General features: G+C 70.4%; 22 protein-coding genes and 4 pseudogenes. 11 read left to right on the top strand and 15 right to left on the bottom strand.

The window, feature by feature from the left end:
• Positions 1-248: 248 nt before the first annotated feature.
• The 3 genes from OG747_RS43650 to OG747_RS43640 all read right to left on the bottom strand — a co-directional run bounded on the left by OG747_RS43650 (position 249) and on the right by OG747_RS43640 (position 4,641).
• The gene (locus OG747_RS43650; RefSeq protein ID WP_405884891.1) at positions 249-536 is read right to left on the bottom strand and encodes an ArsR/SmtB family transcription factor; all 288 of its coding nucleotides are present in this window, start codon (positions 534-536) and stop codon (positions 249-251) included.
• 332 nt (positions 537-868) lie between these two features.
• Positions 869-2,431 carry a glycosyl hydrolase 53 family protein gene (locus OG747_RS43645; RefSeq protein WP_405884890.1) on the bottom strand — a complete coding sequence of 521 codons (1,563 nt, stop codon included), beginning with the start codon at positions 2,429-2,431 and terminating at the stop codon, positions 869-871.
• Positions 2,432-2,619: 188 nt separating this feature from the next.
• Complete coding sequence (locus OG747_RS43640; RefSeq protein ID WP_405884889.1) at positions 2,620-4,641, bottom strand: beta-galactosidase; 2,022 nt, start codon at positions 4,639-4,641, stop codon at positions 2,620-2,622.
• 186 nt (positions 4,642-4,827) lie between these two features.
• Here OG747_RS43640 and OG747_RS43635 point away from each other — a divergent pair, with 186 nt between their 5' ends.
• The 7 genes from OG747_RS43635 to OG747_RS43605 all read left to right on the top strand — a co-directional run bounded on the left by OG747_RS43635 (position 4,828) and on the right by OG747_RS43605 (position 10,590).
• On the top strand, positions 4,828-6,147 hold the full coding sequence (locus OG747_RS43635) for an ABC transporter substrate-binding protein (protein ID WP_405884888.1): 1,320 nt from the start codon (positions 4,828-4,830) through the stop codon (positions 6,145-6,147).
• Positions 6,144-7,067 carry a carbohydrate ABC transporter permease gene (locus OG747_RS43630; RefSeq protein ID WP_405884886.1) on the top strand — a complete coding sequence of 308 codons (924 nt, stop codon included), beginning with the start codon at positions 6,144-6,146 and terminating at the stop codon, positions 7,065-7,067. The genes OG747_RS43635 and OG747_RS43630 overlap by 4 nt, the downstream gene beginning before the upstream one ends.
• Positions 7,064-7,969 carry a carbohydrate ABC transporter permease gene (locus tag OG747_RS43625; protein WP_405884885.1) on the top strand — a complete coding sequence of 302 codons (906 nt, stop codon included), beginning with the start codon at positions 7,064-7,066 and terminating at the stop codon, positions 7,967-7,969. Before OG747_RS43630 ends, OG747_RS43625 begins: the two co-directional genes overlap by 4 nt.
• Positions 7,966-8,997 (top strand): LacI family DNA-binding transcriptional regulator, encoded by a 1,032-nt coding sequence (locus OG747_RS43620; protein WP_405884883.1) that lies wholly within the window; start codon positions 7,966-7,968, stop codon positions 8,995-8,997. Before OG747_RS43625 ends, OG747_RS43620 begins: the two co-directional genes overlap by 4 nt.
• Positions 8,994-9,392: a MerR family transcriptional regulator gene (locus OG747_RS43615; protein ID WP_405886004.1), complete on the top strand. Its 399-nt coding sequence runs from the start codon at positions 8,994-8,996 to the stop codon at positions 9,390-9,392. The genes OG747_RS43620 and OG747_RS43615 overlap by 4 nt, the downstream gene beginning before the upstream one ends.
• A gap of 359 nt (positions 9,393-9,751) precedes the next feature.
• On the top strand, positions 9,752-10,105 hold the full coding sequence (locus OG747_RS43610) for a VOC family protein (RefSeq protein WP_405884882.1): 354 nt from the start codon (positions 9,752-9,754) through the stop codon (positions 10,103-10,105).
• Between the two features lie 83 nt (positions 10,106-10,188).
• Entirely contained in the window at positions 10,189-10,590 is a 402-nt protein-coding gene (locus OG747_RS43605; protein WP_405884881.1) for a MarR family winged helix-turn-helix transcriptional regulator, read from the top strand.
• A 45-nt stretch (positions 10,591-10,635) separates the two neighbouring features.
• Here the strand turns inward: OG747_RS43605 and pqqB are convergent, their stop codons facing one another.
• On the bottom strand, positions 10,636-11,523 hold the full coding sequence (gene pqqB, locus OG747_RS43600) for a pyrroloquinoline quinone biosynthesis protein PqqB (protein ID WP_405884879.1): 888 nt from the start codon (positions 11,521-11,523) through the stop codon (positions 10,636-10,638).
• Positions 11,524-11,585: 62 nt separating this feature from the next.
• Positions 11,586-12,698 (bottom strand): hypothetical protein, encoded by a 1,113-nt coding sequence (locus tag OG747_RS43595; protein ID WP_405884878.1) that lies wholly within the window; start codon positions 12,696-12,698, stop codon positions 11,586-11,588.
• A 321-nt stretch (positions 12,699-13,019) separates the two neighbouring features.
• Here OG747_RS43595 and OG747_RS43590 point away from each other — a divergent pair, with 321 nt between their 5' ends.
• Entirely contained in the window at positions 13,020-14,663 is a 1,644-nt protein-coding gene (locus OG747_RS43590) for an APC family permease (RefSeq protein WP_405884876.1), read from the top strand.
• Positions 14,664-14,793: 130 nt separating this feature from the next.
• Here the strand turns inward: OG747_RS43590 and OG747_RS43585 are convergent.
• The 4 genes and pseudogenes from OG747_RS43585 to OG747_RS43570 all read right to left on the bottom strand — a co-directional run.
• Positions 14,794-15,045 (bottom strand): annotated as a pseudogene (locus OG747_RS43585) (GNAT family N-acetyltransferase); the annotation flags it as partial.
• Between the two features lie 200 nt (positions 15,046-15,245).
• Positions 15,246-15,554: an AMP-binding enzyme gene (locus OG747_RS43580; protein WP_405884875.1), complete on the bottom strand. Its 309-nt coding sequence runs from the start codon at positions 15,552-15,554 to the stop codon at positions 15,246-15,248.
• Between the two features lie 284 nt (positions 15,555-15,838).
• Positions 15,839-16,279 carry an SseB family protein gene (locus OG747_RS43575; protein ID WP_405884874.1) on the bottom strand — a complete coding sequence of 147 codons (441 nt, stop codon included), beginning with the start codon at positions 16,277-16,279 and terminating at the stop codon, positions 15,839-15,841.
• A gap of 365 nt (positions 16,280-16,644) precedes the next feature.
• Positions 16,645-17,442 (bottom strand): SAM-dependent methyltransferase, encoded by a 798-nt coding sequence (locus OG747_RS43570; protein ID WP_405884873.1) that lies wholly within the window; start codon positions 17,440-17,442, stop codon positions 16,645-16,647.
• A 464-nt stretch (positions 17,443-17,906) separates the two neighbouring features.
• On the opposite strand from OG747_RS43570, the pseudogene OG747_RS43565 reads away from it, so the two are divergent.
• Positions 17,907-18,161 (top strand): annotated as a pseudogene (locus OG747_RS43565) (alpha-L-fucosidase); the annotation flags it as partial.
• Positions 18,162-18,433: 272 nt separating this feature from the next.
• On the opposite strand, the gene OG747_RS43560 reads toward OG747_RS43565, so the two are convergent.
• A complete protein-coding gene (locus OG747_RS43560) occupies positions 18,434-18,874 on the bottom strand; it encodes a GtrA family protein (RefSeq protein WP_405884872.1) in 441 nt (146 codons plus the stop codon).
• A gap of 115 nt (positions 18,875-18,989) precedes the next feature.
• Positions 18,990-21,044 (bottom strand): ArnT family glycosyltransferase, encoded by a 2,055-nt coding sequence (locus OG747_RS43555; protein WP_405884870.1) that lies wholly within the window; start codon positions 21,042-21,044, stop codon positions 18,990-18,992.
• A gap of 170 nt (positions 21,045-21,214) precedes the next feature.
• On the opposite strand from OG747_RS43555, the pseudogene OG747_RS43550 reads away from it, so the two are divergent.
• A pseudogene (locus tag OG747_RS43550) lies at positions 21,215-21,364 on the top strand (protein phosphatase); the annotation flags it as partial.
• Positions 21,365-21,536: 172 nt separating this feature from the next.
• On the opposite strand, the gene OG747_RS43545 reads toward OG747_RS43550, so the two are convergent.
• Together OG747_RS43545 and lnt are read right to left on the bottom strand one after the other, a co-directional pair.
• Positions 21,537-22,010, bottom strand: coding sequence for an NUDIX hydrolase (locus OG747_RS43545; RefSeq protein ID WP_405884869.1), 474 nt, complete (start codon positions 22,008-22,010; stop codon positions 21,537-21,539).
• A 40-nt stretch (positions 22,011-22,050) separates the two neighbouring features.
• Positions 22,051-23,679 (bottom strand): apolipoprotein N-acyltransferase, encoded by a 1,629-nt coding sequence (lnt, locus tag OG747_RS43540; RefSeq protein ID WP_405884868.1) that lies wholly within the window; start codon positions 23,677-23,679, stop codon positions 22,051-22,053.
• A gap of 253 nt (positions 23,680-23,932) precedes the next feature.
• Between lnt and OG747_RS43535 the strand changes: the two are divergent.
• A pseudogene (locus OG747_RS43535) lies at positions 23,933-25,005 on the top strand (O-antigen ligase family protein).
• A 32-nt stretch (positions 25,006-25,037) separates the two neighbouring features.
• On the opposite strand, the gene OG747_RS43530 reads toward OG747_RS43535, so the two are convergent.
• The gene (locus OG747_RS43530) at positions 25,038-25,580 is read right to left on the bottom strand and encodes a hypothetical protein (protein WP_405884867.1); all 543 of its coding nucleotides are present in this window, start codon (positions 25,578-25,580) and stop codon (positions 25,038-25,040) included.
• Between the two features lie 106 nt (positions 25,581-25,686).
• Complete coding sequence (locus OG747_RS43525; protein WP_405884866.1) at positions 25,687-26,472, bottom strand: glutamate racemase; 786 nt, start codon at positions 26,470-26,472, stop codon at positions 25,687-25,689.
• Positions 26,473-26,527 lie beyond the last annotated feature (55 nt).

Genomic DNA, 26,527 nt, shown 5'->3' with positions numbered 1-26,527 from the left:
TTCTCTGCTTCGCTCGAACAGGGAGGTACCCCCACCGCAAGTAGGGACCGTTGGCGGCGGCTGTGCCGCGGTTCGGGTACGGCGGGCCCCACCGCCGCGCCGCGACACATGATCACGGCCGGTGAACAGGGTAACGCCGGGGCGACCGGCCTCGCACACTCGGCCGGGAGGCGTGGGGCGGAGCGGGGTCCAGGGCGCGAAGCCCCCGGCCGGGGCCGGGGCGGGGCCCGGAAGGATTGCCCCCTCCTCTACCAGCCCTTCTCGAACAGTTCCCGGACCTCCGCGATGCGGTACTCGTCGCGGCGGTAGAACGTCCGCCGCCCGATCGTTCTCGCGCGCAGCAGACCGATCCCGGTGAGGAGGTCGAGGTGGGTGCGGGCCATGGCGCGGCTGACGCCGAGCTTGGCGGCGAGGGCGGCCGCGTCGACGCCGTCCTCGATGAGATCGCCGTACCGCTGCGGCGGGAAGTACGCGACGGGGTCCCGCAGCCACTCCAGGATGTCCAGTCGTTGCCCGCCGACGGGAACCCTCAGCATCTCGTCCCCTTCCGTGAAGATTCCGTGATGACGACGCTCTGTGGCCACTGTCCCGCAGCCCGGGGCGACACGCACGGGCCTTGGGGACGTTTGCGGAGGGCCCGAGAACTCTGGGGTACCACAAGGGCCCGGCTGCCTCAGGAGGCTGTCGGCGAATCCTGGTCGGCGTGGTGGGCGGTCTGGCCGGTGGCTCCAGGGCCACGGTGTATGGCCCGGAGAATGTGACACTTGCGCGGCGAGTGTCACATTCCCGCGGCCGACTACCCGGCCGCAGCGGATTCGCCAACAGCGTCCCTCGGCAGCCGGGCCCTCACGTCATCGACGGTGACCGGTCAGCGGTGGCTGAACCACGCCATGGCCGGCAGGGCCTTGTCGTCGAAGCCGAACAGCGCCTGGTTCTCCCAGCCGTTGCCGGAGGTGGCGTCGGTCGGGTCCCAGCCGTTGCCGGTGACGGCGGTCCAGGTGGCCTCCCAGTAGAAGACACCGAGGCCGCGGCCGTTGGGGACGGCCTCCACGATGTTCGCCACGGCGTTCATCCACGCCGTCTGCCCGGCCGTGGTCGCCGGATAACCGGTGACCAGTTCACCGGTCGTGTCGATCTGGTTGACGAGCGAGTCGTCGCTGTCGAGCCGGAAGGGATAGGCCGTCTCGGCGATGAAGACCGGCTTGCTGTAGCGGGCGGCGACATCGTCGAGGGTGGTCTGCGCGGCGGCGAGCGAACCGTGCCAGTAGCCGTAGTACGACAGGCCGATCACGTCGTAGTTGATCCCGTACGTGGCCGCGTTGTCGAACCACCAGCGGACGGTGGAGTCGTCCCCGGCGTTGGCCAGGTGCAGCGCGACCTGGGTGCTGGAGGAGACCGCCTTCGCGGCGCTGTAGCCGGAGTTGATCAGCCCCGCGAGCTGCGACCAGTTGTCGGTGGAGCCCTCGGACCACAGCATGCCGCCGTTGATCTCGTTGCCGACCTGGACCATGTCGGCGGTGGTGCCCTGGGCCTTCAGCGCGTTGAGGACGTCGTACGTGTGGTTGTAGACGTCCGTCTTGAGCTGGCTGTAGGAGTGGCCCGCCCAGGCAGCCGGCTTGGTCTGCTTGCCGGGGTCGGCCCAGGTGTCCGAGTAGTGGAAGTCGACCAGGAGCTTCATGCCCTGCGCCTTGATGCGCTTGGCCATCGCCAGGACGCGCGTCTTGTTGTTGTAGCCGTCGGCGGGGTTCACCCAGACCTTGAGGCGCGCGTAGTTCATACCCGCGGACTTGAGGATCGCGAGCGCGTCGCCGGTGGTGCCGGAGCTGGTCTTGTAGACGCCGCCGAGGGCCTCGCTCTTGGCGAGGGAGGAGATGTCGGAGCCCTTGATCGACAGCCCGGTGGCGCTGCCGGAGGTGAACGTCAGGTCGTCGACGTTGATCCAGTTGCCCGCGTTGGCATCGGAGTTGATGCTGATCGTGCACTGGTTGTCGGTCACCGCGACGGGGACGACGAGGTGTATCCATCCGCTGCTGGAGACCGGCAGGTCGGTGCGCTGCTCGGTGCCGCCGCAGTTCTTCAGCGCGAGGTAGGCGGAGTTCTGGCCGCCGCCCGAGCGCACCCAGGCGGTGAGCCGGTAGTTCCCGTTGGTCAGCCCGGAGAGGTACTGGTACGTCTCCACCTTGTAGGCGGCGGAGGAGTACTGCGTGAGGCGGTAGCTACCGCTGTGGCCGCCGGCCTCCACGTACGAGGCGCCGGTGTCGCCGTACTCCGACCAGCCACTGGGGGTGGCGGCGCCGGAGCCGTCGGCCTCGAACCCGGCGTTGGTGAGGGTGCTCGCCGCCTGTGCCGTCTGCGCGGGCAGGGCGGTGAGGGCCAGCCCGGCCGCGAGCGGCAGCAGCAGGGCCCTGAGTGTGCGTCTGGGATGGAACATCGTCGTCCGTCGTCCCTTCGACGTGATGGGGATGAGTGTGCCCCCGAAGTGGCTCTGGGGGGCGACCCCTCCGCCCGCGGCTCTCGTGGCACTCACGGGCGGAGGGGAGTCGGCTCGGCCGTCGGGTCCTGAGACCCGGACGGCGGTCGGGTGAGGCGTGGAGTCGTACGACCCGGACTGCGGTCGGCTCAGCCGTCGAGTCGTACGACCCGGACGGCGCCCGCGGGCACCGCGAGGCGGCCCGCGGCGCGTTCGCCCGTCAGCAGCTCGGTGCCGGCCGCGTCCAGCGGCACCTTGGCGTCCGACGAGGTGTGGTTGATCGCGAACAGGAAGGTGCCCGACCCGCCGCTGCGGCGCACCACTTCGATGTCGCGGGGCAGGTCGGCGCGCGGGGCGATCCGCGCGTCGTCACAGGCCCAGCCGATCAGGGCGTCCAGACCCTGGGCGCCGAGGCGGGTGGAGACGTACCAGGCCGAGCCCTCACCGAGGCGGTGCCGGGTGACGGCCGGGTGGCCCGCGGTGAGCCCGTCGGCGTACGTCCACACGGTCTCGGCGCCACGCGGCACCACGAACTCGGTCCAGACGTCGCCGGTGAGTTCGGAGCCGTCGGGGCCGGTGATCCGGACCCGGTCGTCCTTCAGGAGCGGTGAGAACTCCTCGACGGTCAGGCCGAGGACGTCCCGCAGGGCGCCGGGGTAGGCACCTTCGTGTACGGCGTCGTGCTCGTCGACGATGCCGGAGAAGTACGAGACGACGAGGGTGCCGCCGTTCTCGACGTACTCCCTGAGGTTGTTCCCGGCGGCCTCGGTCATCAGGTAGAGGGCGGGGACGACGACAAGGGGATAGGCCGACAAATCGGCTTCCGGGTGGGCGAAGTCGACCGTGAGGTGGCGGTCGTAGAGCGCCTCGTAGAACGCGTCGGCGCGCTCGCGCGGGTCGTGGTCCTCGCTGGGGCGCCAGTCGAGGGTCTGCGCCCACCAGGAGTGCCAGTCCCACAGCACGGCGGCGTCGGCGACGGTGCGGGTGCCCTTGACCGAGGTCAGCGAGTCGATGGACGCGCCGAGTTCGACGACCTCGCGCCAGACCCGGGATTCGGTGCCGGCGTGCGGCAGCATCGCCGAGTGGAACTTCTCGGCGCCGCGCCGGGACTGCCGCCACTGGAAGAACATGGCGCCCTCGGAGCCGCGCGCCACGTGCGCGAGGGAGTTGCGGGCCATCTGGCCCGGGGCCTTCGCGGGGTTGCGGGGCTGCCAGTTGACGCCGGACGTGGAGTGTTCGAGCAGCAGCCAGGGGGCGCCGCCCGCGACGGAGCGGGTGAGGTCGGCGGCCATCGCGAGGTTGACGTGGGTGCGGCGGCCGTCGGTGATCAGGTAGTGGTCGTTGGTGACGAGGTCGACCTCGCGGCCCCAGGCCCAGTAGTCGACGGAGTCGCACTGGCTGAGGGCGGTCATGAAGTTCGTGGTGACCGGGATGCCGGGGGCGAGACGGTGCAGGATGTCCCGCTCGGCGACGAAGTTCTCACGCATGGTCTCGTCGGCGAAGCGCTTGTAGTCCAGGGCCTGGGCCGGGTTGCCGACGGTGGGGGTCACGCGCGGCGGGTTGATCTGGTCGAAGTCGGCGTAGCGCTGGCCCCAGAAGGCGGTGCCCCAGGCCTCGTTGAGCGCGTCGACGGTCCCGTACGTGCGGGCCAGCCAGCGGCGGAAGTGGGCGGCGCAGGACGCGCAGTAGCAGGCCGAGACGGGGACGCCGTACTCGTTGTGGACATGCCACAGGGCGAGCGCAGGGTGGTCGGCGTACCGGGTGGCGAGCTCGGTGGTGATGCTCGCCGCGGCGGCGCGGTAGTCGCTGTTGCTGTGACAGATGGCGCCGCGCGAGCCGAACTCGTAGCGGGTGCCGTCGGCGGCCACGGGCAGCGCCTCGGGGTGCTCGCGGTAGAACCAGACGGGCGGTGCGACGGTCGGGGTGCCGAGGTCGGCGCGGATGCCGTTCTCGTGCAGCAGGTCGAGCAGTCGGTCCAGCCAGCCGAAGTCGTGAGCGCCCCGGGCGGGTTCGAGCAGCGCCCAGGAGAAGATCCCGACGCTCACCATCGTGACACCCGCCTCGCGCATCAGCCGGACGTCCTCGTGCCAGACGCTTTCCGGCCACTGCTCGGGGTTGTAGTCCCCACCGAAGGCGAGCCTGGTGAGGCCCCTGGGGGTGGTCTCCGGCATGGATCTTCTCCCGTTTAATCGATCATTTGGGAACGTGCACACACTCGATCAGCGGCGCGAGCCCAACATAACCGCACAGCAACAACCATTGACAAGTGTCCGGGATGTTTCTCTACTGTGAACGCTCACAGAAGCGTGGCACGGTCGCCGCAGCAGGCGGGGACCCAGGTCAGGGGAGAAAGATCCATGCCAAACACGAAGCTGCGTCGCCTCGTGGCCACCTCCATCGCCGTCGCGCTCGGCGGCACCGCACTCGCCGCCTGCGGCTCGTCGGACGACAAGAGCTCGTCCGAGTCGGGACCGGTGTCCCTGACGTACTGGTCCTGGACACCGGGCATGGACAAGGTGGCCGACCTCTGGAACAAGGGGCCGGGCAAGCAGCAGAAGATCACGGTCACGGTGAAGAAGCAGGCGTCGGGCGACACGCTGGTCACCAAGATCCTCACCGCGCACAAGGCGAAGAAGGCCCCGGACCTGGTCCAGGCCGAGTACCAGGCGCTGCCGACCCTGGTCAGCAATGACGCGCTCGCCGACATAGCGGGCGAGTCGAAAGACGCGAAGAGCAAGTTCGCCGACGGTGTCTGGCAGCAGACGACGCTGGGCTCGGACGCCGTCTACGCGATCCCGCAGGACATCGGCCCGATGATGTTCTACTACCGCCAGGACCTCTTCAAGAAGTACGGCCTGACCGTTCCCACGACCTGGGAGCAGTTCGCCGAGACCGCCCGCGCGCTGAAGAAGAAGGCCCCGGACAAGGACCTGACCACCTTCTCCGCCAACGACTCCGGCCTTTTCGCCGGTCTCGCCCAGCAGGCCGGCGCCAAGTGGTGGACGAGCTCCGGCCAGAAGTGGAAGGTCAGCATCGACGACGCGGCGACGGAGAAGGTCGCCAAGTTCTGGGGCGGTCTCGTCAAGGAGGGCGCGATCGACAACCAGCCGATGTACACGCCGTCCTGGAACAAGGCGCTCGACACCGGCAAGCAGATCGCCTGGGTCAGCGCGGTCTGGGCGCCCGGCACCCTCACCACCGCGGCCCCCGACACCAAGGGCAAGTGGGCGATGGCCCCGCTGCCGCAGTGGGACAACAGCTCGAACGTCACCGGCAGCTGGGGCGGCTCCTCCACGGCCGTCACCACGGACTCCCAGCACAAGGCGGCCGCCGCGAAGTTCGCCACCTGGCTGAACACGGACCCGGAGGCGGTGGCCGCGCTGGCGAAGGAGGGTGGCATCTACCCGGCCGCCACGACCGCGCAGACCAGTGACGCGTTCTCCGAGCCGCCGGCGTTCTTCTCCAACCAGCCGGACTTCTACACGAAGGCCTCGGAGATCGCCAAGACCACCGCGCCGTCCGCCTGGGGCCCGAACGTGAACGTCGCCTACACGACCTTCAACGACGCCTTCGGCGCCGCCGCCAAGGACAAGTCGGACTTCACCGCCGCCCTGAAGAAGATGCAGGACGACACGGTCGCCGACCTCAAGAAGCAGGGTTTCGGGGTCGCTCAGTGACAACGGCACGTCGGAAGTCGTACGGGGTCAAGGGGGCCCCGTACGCTTTCCTCCTCCCCGCGACGATCCTCTTCGCCCTCTTCTTCGCGCTGCCCATCGGCTACGCCCTCTGGCTGAGCCTGCACAAGGTGCAGGTCAAGGGCCTGGGCCTGGGCGCGGGTGCCCGTAACGAAGTCTGGGCGGGGCTGGAGAACTACAAGGACGCCCTCTCCGACTCCGAGCTGCTGAGCGGCGCGGTGCGCGTGGTGGGCTACGGCGCCATCGTGATCCCGGTGATGCTGGGTCTCGCACTGCTCTTCGCGCTGATGCTCGACACGGACAAGGTGCGCCTCACCCCCTTCACCCGGCTCGCGATCTTCCTGCCGTACGCCATTCCCGGCGTCGTCGCCGCGCTGCTGTGGGGCTTCCTGTACCTCCCGGACGTCAGCCCCTTCTACTTCGTCCTCGACAAGCTGGGGATGCCGCAGCCGAACCTGCTGGACGGCGGCCCGCTGTATCTCGCCCTGTCCAACATCGCGGTCTGGGGCGGTACCGGCTTCAACATGATCGTCATCTACACCTCGCTGCAGGCCATCCCGGCCGAGGTGTACGAGGCGGCGAAGCTGGACGGCGCCACGCCCCTGCAGATCGCGCTGAAGATCAAGATCCCGATGGTGGCGCCCTCGCTGGTGCTCACCTTCTTCTTCTCGATCATCGCGACGCTCCAGGTGTTCAGCGAGCCGACCACCCTCAAACCGCTCACCAACTCCGTCTCCACGACCTGGAGTCCGCTGATGAAGGTGTACCAGGACGCCTTCGGCAAGGGCGACATCTACTCGGCCGCGGCGGAGGCGGCGATCATCGCCGTCGTCACCCTCGTCCTGTCCTTCGGCTTCCTGCGGGCCGCGAACTCCCGTAACAAGCAGGAGGAAGCACGATGAGTTCTCTTGCCGTACGCAAGGCCGCACCGGCCGCGGGTACCACCCCCGGAACCGCCCAGGGCCCGCCGCTGCGCAGCCGCATCGCCTTCGTCCCCACCCTCACGCTGCTGCTCGGCGCGCTCTACTGTCTGCTGCCCGTCGCCTGGGTGCTGATCGCGGCCACCAAGTCCGGCCGTGAGCTGTTCTCGACCTTCACGTTCCTGCCGGGCTCCGGCTTCACCCAGAACGTCAAGGACCTCAACGCCTACCGCGACGGCATCTACTGGAAGTGGATGGGCAACTCCGCCCTCTACGCGGGCCTCGGCGCCCTCCTGTCGACGGCCGTCTCGGCGTTCAGCGGCTACGCGCTCGCGGTCTACCGCTTCCGGGGCCGCGAGACCGTCTTCAGCGTCCTGATGGCCGGCGTGCTGATGCCGCCGGTGATCCTGGCGATCCCGCAGTACCTGCTGCTGGCGAAGGCGGACCTGACGGACTCCTACGCGTCCGTGCTCCTGCCCCTCATCCTCTCCCCGTACGGCGTCTACCTCGCCCGGATCTACGCCTCCGCGGCCGTGCCCGGTGACGTGGTCGAGGCCGGGCGGATGGACGGGGCGAGCGAGTGGCGGATCTTCACCCGGATCGCGCTGCCGATGATGGTGCCCGGACTGGTGACGGTGTTCCTGTTCCAGTTCGTGGCCGTGTGGAACAACTTCCTGCTGCCGTACATCATGCTCAGCGACGACGAGAAGTTCCCGATCACGCTGGGTCTGTTCACGCTGCTCGAACAGGGCTCCAACACCCCGGCGCTGTACACGCTGGTGATCACCGGTGCGCTGCTCGCGATCATTCCGCTCATCGCTCTCTTCCTGGTCATCCAGCGTTTTTGGAGCCTCGATCTGCTCTCGGGAGCCGTAAAGTCGTGACCATGACCAACGCGGGGGGCAGGCGCAAACCGCCGACGATCCATGACGTCGCGCGAGAGGCGGGCGTGTCCCGTGGCACGGTGTCGCGGGTGCTGAACGGCGGGCACTATGTGAGCCCCGCGGCACAGGAGGCGGTCAACGCCGCCATCCGCAGAACGGGCTACGTCGTGAACCGGCACGCCCGCTCGCTGATCACCGGCCGCTCCGACTCGATCGGCTTCCTGCTCACCGAACCCCAGGAGAGGTTCTTCGAGGACCCGAACTTCAACGTCCTGTTGCGCGGCTGCACCCAAGCACTCGCCGCGCACGACATTCCCCTCCTGCTGATGCTCGCGGGCACCGAGGACGAGCGGCGGCGCATCACGCGGTACATCACCGCGGGCCACGTCGACGGAGTACTGCTGGTCTCCAGCCACTCCGGTGATCCGGTCTCCGAGCAGTTGCGCGAGGCGGGCGTCCCGCTGGTCGCCTGCGGCAAGCCCATCGGCCTGGGCTCCAAGGTGAGCTACGTCGCCGCGGACGACCGCGACGGCGCCCGTGACATGGTCAAGCACCTGGTCTCCCTCGGCCGTCGCCGCATCGGCATGGTCACCGGACCGCTCGACACCCCGGGCGGCGTCGAGCGGCTCGCGGGCTACCGGGAGGTGCTCGCCGAGGCGGGCATCGAGACCGACGACCGCCTCGTCGCCTCCGGCGACTACAGCCGGGCCAGCGGCGAGGCCGGCGCCGAGCAACTCCTCACCCGCGCCCCGGACGTGGACGCGGTGTTCGTCGCCTCAGACCTGATGGCGCAGGGCGTCCTGGCCGCGCTGCACAAGGCCGGCCGCCGGGTCCCGGAGGACGTCGCCGTCGGCGGCTTCGACGACTCCCCCGCCGCCACCGCGGTCACCCCCGCGCTCACCACCATCCGCCAGCCCTGGGACCGCATCAGCACCGAGATGGTCCGGGTACTGCTCGCCCAGATAGGGGGCGAGGACCCGGCGGCGGTGATCCTGCCGACGGAACTGGTGCGCCGCGACTCGACCTGAGCATCGGCGCCCTGGCGGAGCGCTTCGGCCTGGCGACGCATGTGCTGCGGCACTGGGAGACGAAGGGCTTGCTCACGCCGGTACGAGATTCCGCGGGCCGCCGCCGCTACGGCACCGCCGACCTCACCCGCGTGGCGGTCATCCTCCGGGCCAAGGAGGCCGGACTCTCCCTGGACACCATCCGCTCACTCGTCGTGACCGCCGATCCGGCCGCCCACCGCGGCATCCTGCGCGAGGAGGCCGAAGCCCTCCGCTCCCGCATCGCCGCCGCACAGGCCTCCCTCGCGCTGATCGAGTGCGCCCTGCCCTGTGAGCACGAGGACTTCGCCGACTGCCCGCACTACCGACGACTGCTGCGGGGGCGGACAGGGGATCTTGCCGGGGCCGGGATATGACCAGCTCGCCAGCGAGGTGCGGCGTCATCACCAGCGTGGGAGTGGGAGTGGGCGAGTGCTGCGGGCAGCGCGGCCCTGTCGCCGGGGGCGGTGGCTCGCTCCCGGTCCGGCGGTTTCGTGACCGCGGGCGGTGAGCAGCGCCACGGCACCGGCAACGCAGAGGGCCATCCCTGACCGGGGTCTCCTCATGCGCCGACACGCCAGGCAGCTTCCCACATGATCACCATCCTCCGTCGCGACCGACCCTGAGCAACCGGTCAGGATTCGAGAAGCCTTCCGGCACTCCCCCGCTCTAGCGTGAAAGCACCGACACACCGCGTCGGCGAAGCAGCACCGACACGTATCACGGAGGAATCGCCATGACCGCAGGGCTGAAGACCATCGTCTACCCCGTCAAGGACCTCGCACGGGCGAAGGCCCTGTTCAGCGCGTTGCTGGGGGTAGACCCGTACGCGGACGAGGCATACTACGTCGGCTTCAAGGACGCCGGACAGGACGTGGGCCTCGACCCCAACGGCCACGCCAAGGGGATGACCGGACCCGTTCCGTACTGGCACGTCGACGACATCAGGGCGACGCTCGCGGGTCTTCTGGAGGCCGGGGCCGAGCCGCTGCAGGACGTCCAGGACGTGGGCGGCGGCAGGCTGATCGCCTCGGTCAAGGACGCGGACGGGAACCTCGTCGGGCTCGTCCAGGATGCCTCTGGCGAGTAGCCCCGGAAGCCGTCCGGGCGGCTTGATGCAGGCGCACTAATTGCACACTCAAGGAACGGCCCGACCTCTGTTACCGTGCAGATATGGCAGCGAATACGGCGGGTGGGGCCCGGCTCGAGGAGCAGTGGCGGGGCATCCTGTCGGTGCATGCGCGCACGATGTGCGAGATCGACCGCGCCCTGCATCCACACGGTCTCGGCGCCAGCGACTTCGAGGTGCTGGACATCCTCGCCTCGGGCGAGCTCGCGCAGGCGGGCGCGCAGTGCCGGGTGCAGAACATCGCCGACCGCGTCCATCTGAGCCAGAGCGCCCTGTCCCGCCTGATCGGCCGACTGGAGAAGGACGGCCTGGTGGAGCGGAGGCTCTGTCTGGAGGACCGGCGCGGTGTGTGGGTCGCGCTCACCCAGAAGGGGCGCGACCTGCACACCGAGGTGCGCCCCCTGCAACGCGCCGTGCTCGCACGCATGTTGGACGACAGGGCCTAGCAACACCATCTGCGCCAAGAAGCATGTCGCCGGCGAGAAGTCCGTCTACACCACGAACTCCGAGCCGTCCGGCAGCACTTCGACCCCGGCCCCGCTCACCCACGCCCGGGCGTCCGAGGCCGGGTCGAGCAAGGGGTTCGTGTTGTTGAGGTGGGTGTAGATCCGGCGCGGTCCGGGATGGCGGGCCAGGGCGGCCAGGCTGCCACGCGCCCCCGAGACCGGAAGATGCCCCATCGCGGCCTGCCGCCCGCCGCGCGAGCGCACGGCCGTGCCCATCTCGTCGGCCGCGTAGAAGGTGCCGTCGAGCAGTGCGCAGTCCGCCGTGCCGAGCAGTTCGTCCAGCACCGGGGTCCAGGCGCCCACACAGGGCGCGTAGACGAGCACTCCGCCGCCGGCCAGGTCCTCGATCCGGTACGCGGTCACCCAGCGGTCGTCCGGAGCGGGGACGGCGACGTACTTCGGGGTCTTGGCACCGACGGGGTACGCGGTGACGACCAGGCCGCCGGACAGCACGAACCCTCCCTCGGCCAGGCTGTCCGCCCACTCCCACGGGGTATAACGGTCGAGCGCGGTACGCAGCGGGGCCAGCGTGGCCAGGACGGGCGGTGCGGCGTAGACCCTGAGTCCCGAGCCGCCCCGCAGCACGACCAGCCCGCTGACGTGATCGGCCTCGGCGTCGGTCAGGAGCACGCCCCGTACCGGGGTGTCCCGTGGCCCCGGCCCGGGTGCGAGCGTCGGGGTGGTGGTCAGCTGCGTACGGATGTCGGGGGAGGCGTTGAGCAGCCACCAGTCACGGGAGTTGCCGCTGACGGCGACGGACTCCTGTGTGCGCGCGGGCAGTTTTCCGTCGCGGGCCGCCGCGCAGAGCGGGCACGCGCAGTTCCACTGCGGGAAGCCGCCACCAGCGGCCGTACCCAGCAGGACGACCTTCACGGGAACCCCCATCCTCCGCGGCGAACCGTTCCCCGGGGATCTTCCCCTCGCAACGGCCCGAACTACGTGGTGGCCGGGGGCAATTCCGGACGATCTTCGCCGGGGCGCCGGTCCGCGGGACGCGCGGGCGGGATCGGGGTCGTGGGGAAGTCCCGGGACCCGGTCCACAGCGCGGGGACGGCGTCGCCGCGGCGGCACAACTCGTACGCGATCGTCTCGTAGTTGACCCGCCAGCCGTGGAAGTGCGGCCATGCCTGCTCGGCCGTCCGCTCGACGGGGAAGCCCGTCGCCTCCAGCATCGCGACGGCCGCTTCGAACTCCACGAAGGAGAGCTGGATCGGCGCGTCGGGAGCAGGGTCGGTGTCATAGGCGAAACGCAGGGATCGGGCGACGTCACGCAGTGCGGTGAAGCCCGCGCGCAGCATCAGCCGGGCCTCCGGCGGGGCGCTGCTCGGCGTGAGGGCGAGCTGTATGGCGGCCGCGTCCATGACGGCGACCAGGCCGACGATCCAGCTACGGTACGGCCGCGGTGAACGGAACGCCAGCAGGACCGGGTACGTGGAGTGGCTCTCGCCGATGTCCGAGGCGAGCCGCTCCCAGGCGCGGTACAGCTCGGGCAGCGCGGTCTCGGTGTCGACCAGCCACTGCCGGGCCAGGATCTCCGGTCCCCAGGCGGGTTCGCCGGCGCGCGACTGGAGCAGGGTCACCTCCAGTTCACGGCGGTTGTACGCGGCGTACAGGGTGGGCAGATAGGCGATCTGGAGGGCGATCACCACCGGCCCGGTGGCCGCCGCGATGAAGTCCACGACGGACAGGTGCAGGCGGTCGCCGCTGGCGAAACCGAGCGTGAACAGACTCGAGCCCGCCTCCCGCAGGGACTGCGTCCAGGTCAGCGAGGAGATGGCGTGCAGCAGCAGTCCGAAGCCGATGAAAGCGCCGCCGAGCCAGCTCGCGAGCATGCCGATCAGCATGAGCGGGGCCAGCCAGGTCTGCGCGCGGTCGATGGCGCGGTAGTTGCCACCGGGGGCGGTGAGGCGCAGCAGCAGCCGCAGCGTACGCCACCAACGGACCACCATGGAGGAGTACAGCCCGCGGGGCACCACTAGGGTACGCAGGATGCTGGCGAACACCAGCAGCAGAAGCAGGCCGCCGGCCACGCCCGAGATCCATTTCATGCGGTCATTGTCACGCGGGGCGGTTTCCGATTCCCGCGGCCCCGTCACACGGGGCGCGCGCCTCACCTCAGCGCAGCAGATCCCGTACGGCGTCGAAGGCGGCCGTGACGGTCGACGGTTTCGCCGCCAGGGTCAGCTGTATGCCGGCGTGTCGCCGAACGGGATCCACCATGTCCAGCGGTGGCCACCGAGCTGCGCAGACGAACATGAATGTGACGTGATGAAAATAACCATTCAGCTCTCTGGACTGTTGCATGGTGCCATGCCGAACCTAGCCTGTGGCAACTCTTTAACGCACCGCTAACACCGTGAGGCCGCCCCATGGCATCTGTCGACCAGCTCACCCCACCAAGCACGGGCCAGCACCACAGCTCCCTCCGACGGAACGTCGGACTGATCGGACTGCTCTGGGCATCCGCCGGCTCGATCATCGGATCCGGCTGGCTGTACGGCGCGAAGAACGCCGTCGTCGCCGCCGGCCCGGCGGCTCTGATTTCCTGGGGCATCGGCGCGGTCGCGATTGTGCTGCTGGCGTTCGTTCATGCCGAGCTGGGTGGAATGTTCCCCGTCGCCGGCGGTACCGCCCGTTACCCGCACTACGCCTTCGGCGGCCTGGCAGGCATGTCCTTTGGCTGGTTCGCCTGGCTGCAGGCGGCAACCGTGGCGCCGATCGAGGTCGAGGCCATGATCGGCTACGCCGGTCACTGGCACTTCGCCAAGAGCTTCCTCAATGACAACGGCACCCTGACGACGAGCGGCTTCATCGTCGCGGTGATCCTCATGGGCGTCTTCGTCGCCGTGAACTTCCTCGGTGTCACGGTGCTGGCCCGGACCAACAGCGCTGCCACCTGGCTGAAGATCTTCGTGCCGCTGCTCGCCATCTTCACGCTCGCTGCGACCCACTTCCACAGCAGCAACTTCACCTCGCACGGCTTCGCGCCGTTCGGCTCCAAGGGCGTACTCGCCGCGATCAGCACCAGCGGCATCGTCTTCGCCCTCCTCGGTTTCGAGCAGGCGATCCAGCTGGCGGGCGAGAGCCGCAACCCCAAGCGCGACATCCCTCGCGCGGTGCTCGGCTCAGTGGCCATCGGCACGCTGATCTACGTCCTGCTGCAGGTCGTCTTCATCGGCGCGCTGCCCGGCAGCAGCTTCGCCAAGGGCTGGGACAAGCTCGACTTCGTCGGTATCAGTGGCCCCTTCGCGGGTCTGGCTACTCTTGTCGGTCTGGGCTGGCTGACCGTGGTGCTGTACTTCGACGCCATCGTCTCCCCGGGCGGCACCGGTCTGATCTACACCACCTCCACCTCCCGTATCTCCTACGGTCTGAGCAAGAACGGCTACGCGCCGCGCGTCTTCGAGCGCACGGACTCACGCGGGGTCCCGGTGTACGGCCTGATCATGTCCTTCGTCACCGGCGTGGTCTGCTTCCTGCCGTTTCCGAGCTGGCAGCAGCTGGTCGGCTTCATCACCTCCGCCAGCGTGCTGATGTACGCGGGCGCTCCACTGGCCTTCGGCGCGCTGCGCCGGCGCCTGCCGAACCGTGAGCGCAGCTACCGGCTGCCGTTCGGCGGTGTGCTCTCCCCGCTGGCGTTCATCGTCGCGAGCCTGATCATCTACTGGAGCGGCTGGCAGACCCTGGAGAAGCTGGGCGAAGCGATCGTCCTGGGCTACATCCTGCTCGGCGGCTACGCCTTCTACGCGACCAAGAAGGGCCTGCCGAACGCTCCGCGGATCAGTTGGAAGTCCGCCCAGTGGCTGCCGGTCTACCTGCTCGGCATCGGTGTGATTTCCTGGCAGGGCACCTTCGGTAACGGCCAGGGCAACCTGCCGATGTGGACGGACATCGCCGTCGTGGCCGTGTTCTCCCTGGCGATCTACCACTGGGCGATCCGCGTGGCCCTGCCGACCGACGCGATCGAGCAGAACATCGAGGACGTCGAGGTCGTCGACGCGGGCGGTCACTGACCCGTCCGCACTCCCTGATACCGGAGCGGTCCCGAAGCGGCCGGTTTTGGGGTGGCGCAAGCACACTGCCCCGGCTGTGGGGACCGGTGGGGCAGCCGTTCGCGGCTGCCCCACCGGTCCCCACAGCCGGGATCTCGACGGCGGTCACCCCGGCGGCCGGGACGAGGATCTCACCGGGCAGGGTGAGCTCGAAGGAGTACGCACCGGCGGTGCCGACGGGCCGCCCGTCCGCCGTCATGGCGAGCAGGTTGCGGTCCATTTCGAGCGCCGCCCACCAGACCCCGCCGCCCTCGGTCGGGGTTTCCGGGAAGCGCCCGAACGCGGCATGGAGTGTGTCGACGAAGACGCCGAGGTCCTGGTCGGTCGTGGGACGGATCTCCATTGCTGCCGCTGCCTCCCCGGGATACCGGCGCCACGACTCGTGGTGTCCCGCCACAGTGCAGCGTTGACCCGCGGCCAGGTCAAACGAATTACGGCCGGGCCCGCGGCCGGTCACAGCACAGCCCGGTCCCAGCCCACGGGGGTGAGTTGCGGTGGTCGGGCTCGGCGGCGGTGATACCCGCCGCCACCCGCACGGGAGGCTCAGCCCTCGGCACCACCGCGGGTGTCCGCCGTGGCGCTGTCGGCGGTCGTGGAACTGTCGAAGAGGGAGCGGTCGATGGCGCGCTTGAGGATCCTTCCGGTCGCGCCCTTGGGGAGGGTATCGACGAAGGCGAGCAGGTGCGGGACCTTGTAGGCGGACAAACGCTCCTTGGCCCAGGCGCGCAGCGCCGCCGCGTCCGGGGACGCGCCCGGGCGCAGTGCGATCGCGGCGGCGGCCTCCTCGCCATAGTGCGCGTGCGGGACGCCGATCACGGCGGCCTCGACGACGTCCGGGTGCTCGTAGAGCACCTCCTCGACCTCGCGCTGGTAGACGTTGTAGCCGCCGCGGATGCTGACTCTCGCCTCGCTACCCTGAGAGTTCTCCCGAGGCGTTCGTCAGTCGCCTCACCACCTGCCGAGGCAGGACCACCTCAGCGCTCGGTTCCATGGGCACCAGAACGAGAACGCGCCCCGACGGTGACGCGAGAGTCAGTACGCTTCGAGGGTCTTCAACTGTCGGGTGTCTGGCTTGAGCAGGCTGGTTGATGCTCCTTCGTGTCATCGGTGCGGATCCTCAGGATCTGCCGCTGTCGTCACATCCGTGGGCGGGCCAACAGGGTGCGCACGCCCTCGGAGTCGAGGGTCAGACGGTGCGGCGAGCTCGCGTCGATGGTGAGGGACAGGTCCCCGGACGGCCACTGGGAGGCGAGGGCGCCCAGCGGAACGAGGCGGTAGCGGGAGACGAACGGCAGCAGTTCGGCCATCTCCAGCTCCGAGGTGAACACCGGCACCACCGGCTCCCCGCCCGGCTGCTCCAGGACGGGCAGCGCCACGGCTGCGGGATCGCGTGCGTCCTCCTCGCTCGCGTCGTCCGGCACGGGAACCAGCACCTCGCTGCCGGCCAGCGTGTCCAGCGCCATCGTCTTCTCGGTGTTCTCGGTGTTCTCGGTGTTCCCCGCGAGGGTGTTCAGGGCCTGCTGGGCCGGTGTGGCGAACGGGAGCAGCGGGCGGTGGTGGTTCGAGGGTGTGTCCATGGCAGATCCCAGGTAGTGGCGTACGGACCGCCCGGGGCGGGACCCGTCCCGGGCGCGGCTTCCGTCGCGCGTACCCACCTGGGGCCGGGACATTCCTCGTCACACCGTCCACAGAGGATCCGAGGATCAGAGGGGCCGGTAAATGCCGTCCGACGGCAGGCCGAGGTGCGACCGGATCACGGCGGTGTCCCGGAAGCAGCGCTGCATCCGGGACGCCGTCGCCGGCATGCCGGAAGCCCGCCGTGCGGAAAACGCTGGTATGCGTGGAGTTCGGCGCGGCGATCTGTCATACCGCGTTGCGGCACTCGGGTGGCCGAGTCCACATCTCGCTCGGCTTTGGCAACTCCCGGGCTTGAGACGGTGGTTCAGCCGGTCTTGCGAGCCACGCCCCCGTAGAAGCCGATCTCGCCGGACCGCGCCGGCGGCGGGGTGTCCGGGCGCCAGAACGGGACCTGGGCCAGGCCTGGTTCGACCAGTTCGAAGCCGTCGAAGAACCGCTCGACCTCGGCGTGGGACCGCAGGTTCAGCGTGGCGGTGGCCTTGTTGTAGATGGCCTGGGCCGCGCTGCGATCAGCGAAGTCACCCGTGGCGTGCGAGAGCACCAAGAAGCTACCGGCCGGCAGCGCGTCGCGCAGGGTGGCGACGACCTGCTCGGGCTTCTCCGCGTCGGTGAGGAAGTGAACGACGGCGACAAGGAGCAGTGCAACCGGCTCGTCGAAGTCAATGACTCGGCGAACGTCGGGGTGATCCACGATGGCCCGCGGGTCGCGCACGTCACCGAGCACGATGCTGGTGGCGCCCGAGCGGCTGAGCAGCGTGTCGCCGTGCGCCTTCACGATCGGATCGTTGTCGACGTACGCGACGCGCACGTCCGGGGCCACCTCCTGGGCGGTCTCGTGCACGTTCGGCGAGGTGGGCAACCCGGTGCCGACGTCGAGGATCTGACGGACGCCGCTGCTCACGACGAAGCGGACGGCGCGCTGCAGGAAGGCACGGTTGGCCTGCACGCCGATCCGCGCCTCGGGCGCCGCAGCGGCGAGTGCGTCGCCGGCCTGCTGGTCCACCTCGTAGTTGTCCTTGCCGCCCAGCAGGTAGTCGTAGATCCGCGCAGGGTGCGGCCTGCTGGTGTCTATCCCCTCGGCGGGGAAGCCGTCCTGTCTCACGCTGCGCTCCTCTCGACGACCGCCACGCCCCCTTGCCCGCGAACGGCTGACGACAGCTTCCCATATCAACTGCCATGCGCACGCCTGCAGTTACCGGCGCCGACGGCGCGGCCACCGACTGGGTGACCGTGGGCGTGGTGGCGGGCGTCGGTGATCATGTGGACAGGCGAGCAAGGCGCGCGATGCCGAGAAAGGGATGCCGCAGGGCAAAGGCACACCCTCGGTCCTGCCATACGGCATGGATCCGCTCCCGCCGCGAGGGCTACGTCTACTGAAGGAAGAGACAGCGCTGGGTCGGACCCCAGCCGCCTGCTCAAGGAGATCTACGGCGGCCCGCTCATGGTGAAAACGGACCAGTAATGGTGACCGGGGCCCACTCGCCCGGCGGACCCCGCCGCCTACCGTGGGCGCATGCCGATGCAACCCTGGTTTCCCGACGCCAAGCTGGGCGTCTTCATCCACTACTGGTCTGCTTCGACGCCCCACGTGACAACGTCTCGCTGCGCGGCCTGCGCGGCCTGCGCAACGGCGTCAAGCGCGTCACGGTCCTGGGAACCGGCACCGAGCTGGGCCACCACGTCACCGGCGGCCTCGGCGCCGTCCCGGGCGTGACCTGGATCGACGCACCGGCCGCGGCCGACCTCGACGAGTACGCCACCGTCCTCGCCGTCGAGCTGGAGGGCGAGCTGGACCTCTACCGGGGCGCCGGGCGCGGCTGACGCGGGAACGCGTCCGGTTCCGCCGCCGTGGGCGCGATGGCGGGCCCCGGCGTGGTGACGGCGGCATCGGTGCGGCGGGCGGCGTCCGCCGGGCCGACTCCTGTACGAAGGCGGCCATGAAGACGCCTGTGTGCGCGTCGCCCGCCCCGTCTCTCCGATTTCCGACGGAGGTGTGGTCCGCAGTGGGTGTGGTGTCAGCCGCTGGAGTCCGTCATCGTCGACCTACCTGTCCAGACGTGTCCGGTGGACGGTAGGTGGGCCGTCCCGGGGCGTCAAGGGCCCGGGATCATGATCGCCCGGCTGGCGAGGAAGGTGAACGGTACGGCCACCGCGGAGGCGAGCAGCGCCGCGGTCCGCGATCCGCTGTGGCACACCTCGACCAGCAGGTTCAGGGCGATGGTGGAGACCACCAGGTTGGTGACGGTGGCCAGCGGGAAGCGCAGGAACTTCCGCCAGGTGGGGCGGGTCCGGTAGGTGAAGCGCGCGTTGAGGAAGAACGAGACGACCGTGGCCGCGCCGAACGCCAGGAGATGGGCGGTCAGATAGGGCAGGGCCACCAGGAGGACGAGGTAAAGGCCGTAGTACACCGCGGTGTTGACCACCCCGACCACGGCGAACCTCAGGAACTGGCCGCCCGTCCCACCGCCCGGCACAGGGCGGGGCTCCGCCTGCGGTGTCGCCCGCTCCGGGCGCCGATGAGATGGTTCGATCATGGTGTCGCCATTGAAACAGAGCGCGACGAGCGGCTGGTCCCGAGTCCCCATGTCTGTCCCCCATGTCTCTCCCCCGTATCTGTCCCCCCATGTCCTCCCCCTACAACGTCCTTCCTTACGACGGCGAGCAGCGGTAGAGGCGCGACGGCTGCTGGGGTACGCGCGAGCAATGGGCGCGCACCCAGGCGGCGTTGGTCCGGCCCGGGACGGTCACCGCGCCGCCGAGCACGACATAGCGCAGCCGGCCGGTGGCGATGAGGTGTCGGAACTCGGCGCCGGTGGGCGTGGGCGCGGCGCCGGTGAAGCCGCCCATGGGAAGCACCTTGGCGCCCGCGTAGAGGATGTACGCGGCGGCGGACCGCCAACTGGTCGTCGCGAAGAGGTAGGTGGCGCCGTCCTGGTGGGCCCGGGTGTAGGCCAGGAGCTGCTGCTGCTCCTCGTCGAGTGCCGTCCCGTCAGAGGGCTTGAAGGGCTTGAAGGCGGTGTAGTCCTCGGAGGTCTTGGAGGTCTTGGAGGTCTTGGAGGTCTTGGAGGTCTTGGAGGGTTCGCTCTCGGCGTGGGCGCCGACCTGGCCGGTGGAGGAGAAGGTCCGCTGCCGCGCGCTGTGGTGCCAGGCGGACACCGGCCCGGCCGAACCCATGCCGGAATGGCCGTACTTCGGGTCCAGGACCGATGACGCCCAGGCGGCGGACGGCAGCAGCATGGCCGCGATGCCCACGCCGAGGCCCAGCACCGCCGCGCGCCGCCGCGCCCCTTCGTCACCGGTACGGGACAGTGCGAGCAGCGCCAGCGCGCCCGCCCCGAGGACGATCGCGGCGGGGGCCAGCCACGGCAAGAATGTCGGGAACTGCTCCGCGACGACCGCCGACCAGGTCACCGTGGTCACGACCGCCGTCGGCAGCGCCCACGTCCGTGCCCCGCTCCCCCCGCGCCAGGCACGCCAGAACTGCACCGTCCCCGCGCCGAAGAGCGCCGCCAGGGGCACGGCCACCACACCCATGTAGTACGTGTGGCCGCCGACGGCCCCGGCGCTGAACACCAGGAAGTACGTGGCCAGCCAGACCGCCCAGAGCAGAAAGCCCGCCCGCAACGGGTCCGTACGCGGCCTGCCGCGCAGCCACACCGGACCACACACCGCGGCGAGCGCCGCCGCCGGGTACAGCCAGCCCACCTGCGAGGCCAGCGACGGACCGAACATCTTGCCCCACTGCGCGACGGCCTGCCCCTGCTTGGACGCCGCCGGGGCGGTCCCCGCCATGGTCGACGTCGACACGCTTCCGGTGTCCTTGGCGCTGAGGCCCAGACCGGCGAAGCGGTTGAGGAAGTTGTAGCCGACGACCTGGCTGACGGCCGAGTTGTTCGTCGTACCGTCCACGAACGGACGGTCCTTGGCCGGCGTCAGCGTCACCAGCAGCACCCACGAGGCCGACACCGCCAGGCACATCGCACCGGCCGTCGCCAGGTGTGCCAGCCGACGGCGCAGCACCACCGGTGCCGACAGCGCGTACAGCAGACCGAGCGCCGGGAGCACCGCCCAGGCCTCCAGCATCTTGGCCTGGAAGCTCAGGCCGACCCATGCCCCGGCCGCCAGCAGCGGACGCAACCGCGCCTCCCGGGCCGCGCGCAGTGTGGCGTCGGCGGCCAGCAGGACGAGCAGGGTGAACGCGGGGTCCTCGGCCTGCGTACGGAACAGCCCGGCGATCGCCGGGGTGAGCGCGAACGCGCCCGCCGCGAGCAGGCCCGCGCTCTCCCCCGCCCAGCGGCGCACCGCGCGGTGCAGGACGGCGACGCTGAGAACACCCTCGATCACCTGGGGCAGGGTCAGCGCCCATGGATGGAATCCGAAGATCCGCGCGGACAGTGCCTGCGGCCACAGGAAGCCCGGCAGTTTGTCGATCGTGATCGAGTTGCCGGGGTCGAACGAGCCGAACAGGAACCCCTTCCAGCTCTCGGTCATGCTGCGCGCGGTCTCCGCGTAGAACGCGTGGTACCCGCTGTGCTGGATGTCCCAGGTGAACAGCAGTGCCGCCACGACGAGGATCGCCAGCCTCGCCGGTCTGGCGTGGGCCGGGACGACCGCCGGGCTCCGGCCGGACGGCCCGGAACGGGCGCGCAACCGCCCTCCCGTGCGCTGGGCCGACGCGAGGATCGCTGCGGTGGTGCTGACCATGGACGTACCTTCCCGGTGGCAACTCTCCGTTCGCTCTGGAAGATGGGCCGGCTGCCCGTCGGGATGCCTGGGGGCGGTCGCTGTTCAGGTGATGTTCAGGTCGTCGGGTTGACGCCGCAGCGCGCGCACCGAATGCACACGGGCTGGTCGACCAGCCGGTCCACCATGCGCAGAAGTACTCCGTCGAGGTGCCCGGTCGGCCCGGCATGTTCGAGGAGCGCCACTGGAGCCCCGTCAACATCCCGGCCCTCGACGCCGACGGTCTGGTGTCGCTCATCGTCCACCGCGTCGAGGAGGTCACCGCGCTGGTCCGCGCGCGGCGGGCGCTCGGCTCCGCGCCGGGAGTCCCCCGCACTCCCGAAGACGCCATGACCGCCGATCTGCCTCAGCGTGGGCCCGACGACGACTCCGCGCTCGTGGTCATGCGACTGTGCCGCGTGCCGTCCCGATGGCGCTCGCCCCCAGGTCATTCGCCCCCAGGTCGCTTCGTCCTCAGGTCGTGGGGTCGAACCAGGTAGGTGCGTCCGACAGGGCCTGCTTGATCCGGAGTATCGCGAACTCGTTCAGCTCCGGCAGTGCGTCGACCGCGAACCAGCCGACGTCCAGTGACTCGTCGTCGTTGACCCGCGCCTCACCGCCGACCGCCCGGCACCGGAACGTGGTGTCCATGTACTGGCAGGTGTCGCCGTTCTCGTACGTGACCGGGTCCAGGGCCTGGACGAGCACGACGCGCTCGACGACGCAGCGCACGTTGGTCTCCTCGTGGACCTCCCGCACGGCGCAGGCCGCGGGCTGCTCGCCCGGGTCCGGGATGCCGCCGATGACCGACCACTTGCGGGTGTCGGTGCGCCGGCCCAGCAGCACTCTGCCCTCGTCGTCGAAGACGATGGCGGTGACTCCGGGGAGCCAGAGGAGCTGATGGCCCGCGGAGGCCCGGATGGTGCGGATGAAGTCAGGGGTAGCCATGGACCGACCCTAACGGCCCGATTCCGTTACCCGGTCGAGGTCAGGCAAGCTCGCCCCGAACGGCGCCGTCCCGACGCCTGCGGACCGCCGTCGTCCCTGCCCAGCCGAGCCCGCCCACGGCGACCAGCACCAGAAGCATCTCGGGCAGGATGCCGAGCCGCGTGGCGGGGGTCTCGGAGGAGCGCAGCGGCACCTTCTGGACCAGCGAGTCCGCCACGAACATCCCGGTCTTCTGGGTGATCTTCCCGTCCGGCATGATCACGGCGCTGACGCCGCTGGTCACCGGCACGGTGACGGTGCGGCTGTGCTCCACGGCGCGGACGCGGGACATGGCGAGCTGCTGGTAGGTCATCTCGCTGCGGTCGAAGGTCGCGTTGTTGCTGGGCACCGAGATCAGCTGCGCGCCGTCCGTGACGGTGCTGCGCACGGCCCAGTCGAAGGCGGCCTCGTAACAAGTGACGAGCCCGACCCTGGTGCCGTCCATGGTGAAGACGCCCGGCTTGTGGCCCCGGCTGAAGTCCTGGCGGACCATCGCCGTCCAGTTCTTGTTGATCGCGCCGAGCAGTGAGCGCAGCGGCAGGTACTCGCCGAAGGGCTGGACCTGTCGCTTGTCGTACGTGTCGAGGGGGCCCTTGACCGGGTCCCACAGGATCTGCTCGTTGTAGAGCTTGCCGTCGCGCTCGACGACACCGCCGATCGAAATGGGCGCGCCGATTGTTTTGGCGGTGCCGTCGATCACGGCGCGGGCGTCGGCGTTGGCGAACGGGTCGACGTCGGAGGAGTTCTCCGGCCACAGGACGAAGTCGGGCTGCGCGACCTTGCCCGCCTTGACCTCGGCGGCCAGCCGCAGCGTCTCCCGCGCGTGGTAGTCGAGCACGGCGCGCCGCTGGGAGTTGAAGTCGAGCCCCGCGCGCGGCACATTGCCCTGGATGAGGGCGACGGTCGCCGTGCCGTTCTCGGCCTTGTCGCTCACCAGCGACCGCGCGGCCAGCGCCCCCACCACGGGGACGGCCACGCTGAGCAGCGCCGCCGCGGCGGCCCCGCGTCGTACGGCACCGGTACGGCGGCCGTCGACGACCAGGCGTACGACCTCGTACAGCCCGAAGCCGCAGAGCACTACCGCGAAACCGAGTACCGGGGTACCGCCCACCGCGGCCAGCGGAAGGAAGATGCCGTCCGCCTGGCCGAAGGCGATCTTGCCCCAGGGGAAGCCGCCGAACGGCGCACGCGCGCGTGCCGCCTCGCCCGCGATCCAGATCGCCGCCGCCCACAGCGGCCAGGCGGGCAGCCGGGATACGAAGGTGATGCCCACGCCGACGAGCGCGATGTACACCGCTTCCACGGCGGCGAGCGCCAGCCACGGGCCGGGGCCGACCTCGACACCGGTCCAGACGAGCAGCGGCAGCAGGAAGCCGAGGCCGAACAGATAGCCGAGCCCGAGGCCCGCCTTCCAGGAGCGACCGCGCAGGGTCCAGCCGAAGACCGCGAAGGCGGGCAGGGCCAGCCATGACACGGTGCGGGGCGGGAAACTGACGTAGAGCAGCGCTCCGGAGAGCACCGCGGCGGCGGCCGGAGCGTATCGCCGCGCCAGTCGGGCCCCGCGCGAAGAGGGCGCGGCCTGGGGTTCGAGCTGTTCCGGCTCTTCTACGGATGTTGCGGTGGCGGTCACTCGGGGAGTGTACGGCTCGTGACCTGGGCGCCGACAGCACGGTCCGCACCATGAACCTCCCGGTGCCCGGGGGCGGTCCGTGCGCTCCGCGAACTGCCGTATGCCCGCCTGATGCATCGTTCCTGCGCAACTCATCCACAAACCGGCGCATCAGCCGTTACGGTGTGCGCGAGCCTCTGACGTGCGGCCGGATGCGGCCGCGAGGGTCGGGGCCCGTCACAGGTCGGGGGGCGACGGGGTGGGGTCCACGGGGATGAGATCCGCGGCCGGTTCGGCGGCCGAAGGCGAGAGACGAAACGTTTCGGACGCTACGGGTGTGATCGTGCTCGGGGCCTGCGCGGTCTGGTCCCGATCACGGCGACCGCGCACGACGGGCGGCCCGAGGGCGTACTCCTGGCGGTGCTCGCCGTTGCCGCCGGTTACGCCTCGGGCCGGATCCTCGGCGCGCTCCTGCCGGTCGCCGCCCCTTGCGTCGGGGCCCTGGCCGGACTGGGCCTCGCGCTCACCGCTCCGCACACCACTCCGGGCCCGCAGATCACGACGCCGCTGGGACACGCCGGCGCCACGGCCGCGCTGCTGGCCCTGGCCACCGGAGCCGCGTGCTGCGCGGCCTGGGCGGCACGTTCGCCGGCGCTGCGGCTCGCGCTGCGCCTGCTGGCCGTCGGGATCACGGTGACCGCGGCGGTCCTCGGCTCGATCGCGGGATGCGTGGCCGGCGCCGGAGTACTGCTGTGCTCGCTCGCCTCCGGCCGCATCCGCCGCCGCGCCCTGGGGCTCGGGGGCCTCGCGCTCGCCGCGGCGCTGGTGACCGGGGCGACCTGGGCGATCGCGGAGAACGTGTTCCCCGCCGGTCTGACCGTTTCCCTGGAGGGGCAGCTCACCCGGCACCGGGTCCTGCTCTGGCACGACGCGCTCCACCTCGCCCGCCGGAATCCGGCCCTGGGCGTGGGGCCCGGGCGCTACGGGGAGCTCGCTCCGACGGTCACGCAGTCACTGCTGCCCGACGGAAAGCCCCACTCCGCGCCGTTGCAGCAGGCGGCCGAGCAGGGCGTGGCCGGCGTGACCCTGCTCGCCGCGGCCTTCTGCTGGGTCCTGTATTCGCTGTGGCGTTCGCCGCGGTCCACCCCGATCGCGCTGACGGCGGGCGCGGCCCTCACGGCGCTGGCGGCGATCGCGTCGGTGGGCAACGCGCTGAGCTTCACCACGGTGACGGCGGGCGCGGGTCTGCTCGCGGGGCTCGCGGCGGCACGGCCCTTGGCGGACGAGGAACTGGAGTACGCCCTGGGCGCGGGCGACCGACCCCAAAGGAGTCGGCTGGAGCCCTGAACTCAGCGGCGATCCGTGGCGATCGGTGGGGGTCAGATCACGGTGCCGGGGGTGGCGGGCCGCAGTCGGTCACGGATGATCCGTACCATCGCCTCCGCGTTGTCCACCGTGATCGTGAACGTGTGCCCGTCGCCGAGCCGGAGCACCACGCCCTCGCCACGCCGGACGATGACCGCGGTGCCCTTCTCGGGACGCCAGCGATAGCCCCAGCCGCCCCACTGCCGTGGGGTGACCCGGGGATCGAAGTCGGCGCCGACGACATGCGAGAGCGGGATACGGCGGCGGGGCAGACCTATGTGGCCACAGCGCACTTCGAGGCAGTCCTTGTCGACCTTCACAGCGACGTGCACGAAGGCGAGCGTGCCGAACAGGATGAGCAGTCCCGCCGCGATGCACCCGACGACGGACATGGCGAGCGCCGCGACGCCCGACGTCCACGTGGAGTCGACGGCCAGCTCGATGCCGAGCGCGATGCAGGCGGCGCCGCCGAGCGCGGGCAGCCACTGGACGCGGTTGGTCGCGCGCCCGGTCCAGACATCGGGGCGCACGCTCTCGCGGTGGCGGTGGTCCCTCATACTTAAGAGACTACTCAGGTTCCGCACCGCGGGCACCGGGTTGCGGAGGGTCACTGCTCCGGCTGGACGTTCGCCGGACGGAGGGCGTTCGACCGGTGACCGGTGGTCAGCGGACGGGACTGACCTCCTGCAACAGGCGGCCTTCCTCGTACGCCAGTGCCGTCGCGGGCAGCGTGCCCTCACGGCCGCCGAGCAACACCGTGAGGGAGCCTACGGCGGGGGCCTCGGGGGCGGGGAGCTCGCCGATGCGGCGCAGCGCCTGCGCGGCGACCGCCCCGGCGGAGCCGTGCAGGACGAGCGGCGGAAGGCCGGGCTGCTGCACGGCCGCGCGAATGCGTTCGGCGACCAGCTCGTAATGGGTGCAGCCCAGGACGACGGCCCTTACATCGTCGGGGGTGCGGAGGGCAGCCGCGGCGATCGCGGCGTCAATGCCCGCCTGGTCTCCGTGCTCCACGGCGTCGGCGAGCCCGGGGCAGGCCACTTCGGTCACGGACACCCCGTCGGCGAACTCGCTGATGAGTCCGCGCTGATAGGGGCTGCCGGTGGTGGCGGGCGTGGCCCAGATCGCCACGGGTCCGCCACCGGCCGCGGCCGGCTTGATCGCCGGGACCGTGCCGATGACGGGTACCTGCGGCTCCAGACGGGCGCGCAGGGCGGGCAGGGCGCGTACGGAGGCCGTGTTGCAGGCGACGATCAGGGCGTCCGGGCGGTGCTCGGCGGCCGCCTCGGCGACAGCGAGGGCGCGGGCGGTGACGTCCTCGGGCGTACGCGGGCCCCAGGGCATGCTGCCCGGATCCGAGGAGAGCACGAGATCGGCGTCGGGCCGCAGTCGACGTACCGCGGCGGCAGCGGCGAGCAGTCCCATTCCGGAGTCCATGAGCGCGATCTTCACCCGGTCACCATAGACGATCCGCCCCTGGGGGCCGCCGTGGTGGGGCAGACTGCGG

This window comes from Streptomyces sp. NBC_01384, from assembly GCF_045040035.1.
In the GTDB taxonomy this organism is placed as follows: Bacteria; Actinomycetota; Actinomycetes; order Streptomycetales; family Streptomycetaceae; genus Streptomyces.
This window is presented reverse-complemented; position numbering and strand designations above follow the sequence as displayed.

Coding starts and splice junctions, on each gene's coding strand:
- OG747_RS43605 (WP_405884881.1), top strand. CDS start 10,189: ATGGCAGCGAATACGGCGGGTGGGGCCCGGCTCGAGGAGCAGTGGCGG.
- OG747_RS43545 (WP_405884869.1), bottom strand. CDS start 22,010: ATGGCTACCCCTGACTTCATCCGCACCATCCGGGCCTCCGCGGGCCAT.
- OG747_RS43595 (WP_405884878.1), bottom strand. CDS start 12,698: ATGAAATGGATCTCGGGCGTGGCCGGCGGCCTGCTTCTGCTGCTGGTG.
- OG747_RS43590 (WP_405884876.1), top strand. CDS start 13,020: ATGGCATCTGTCGACCAGCTCACCCCACCAAGCACGGGCCAGCACCAC.
- OG747_RS43575 (WP_405884874.1), bottom strand. CDS start 16,279: ATGGACACACCCTCGAACCACCACCGCCCGCTGCTCCCGTTCGCCACA.
- OG747_RS43640 (WP_405884889.1), bottom strand. CDS start 4,641: ATGCCGGAGACCACCCCCAGGGGCCTCACCAGGCTCGCCTTCGGTGGG.
- OG747_RS43645 (WP_405884890.1), bottom strand. CDS start 2,431: ATGTTCCATCCCAGACGCACACTCAGGGCCCTGCTGCTGCCGCTCGCG.
- OG747_RS43555 (WP_405884870.1), bottom strand. CDS start 21,044: ATGGTCAGCACCACCGCAGCGATCCTCGCGTCGGCCCAGCGCACGGGA.
- OG747_RS43560 (WP_405884872.1), bottom strand. CDS start 18,874: ATGATCGAACCATCTCATCGGCGCCCGGAGCGGGCGACACCGCAGGCG.
- OG747_RS43650 (WP_405884891.1), bottom strand. CDS start 536: ATGCTGAGGGTTCCCGTCGGCGGGCAACGACTGGACATCCTGGAGTGG.
- OG747_RS43530 (WP_405884867.1), bottom strand. CDS start 25,580: ATGAGGGACCACCGCCACCGCGAGAGCGTGCGCCCCGATGTCTGGACC.
- OG747_RS43635 (WP_405884888.1), top strand. CDS start 4,828: ATGCCAAACACGAAGCTGCGTCGCCTCGTGGCCACCTCCATCGCCGTC.
- OG747_RS43610 (WP_405884882.1), top strand. CDS start 9,752: ATGACCGCAGGGCTGAAGACCATCGTCTACCCCGTCAAGGACCTCGCA.
- OG747_RS43625 (WP_405884885.1), top strand. CDS start 7,064: ATGAGTTCTCTTGCCGTACGCAAGGCCGCACCGGCCGCGGGTACCACC.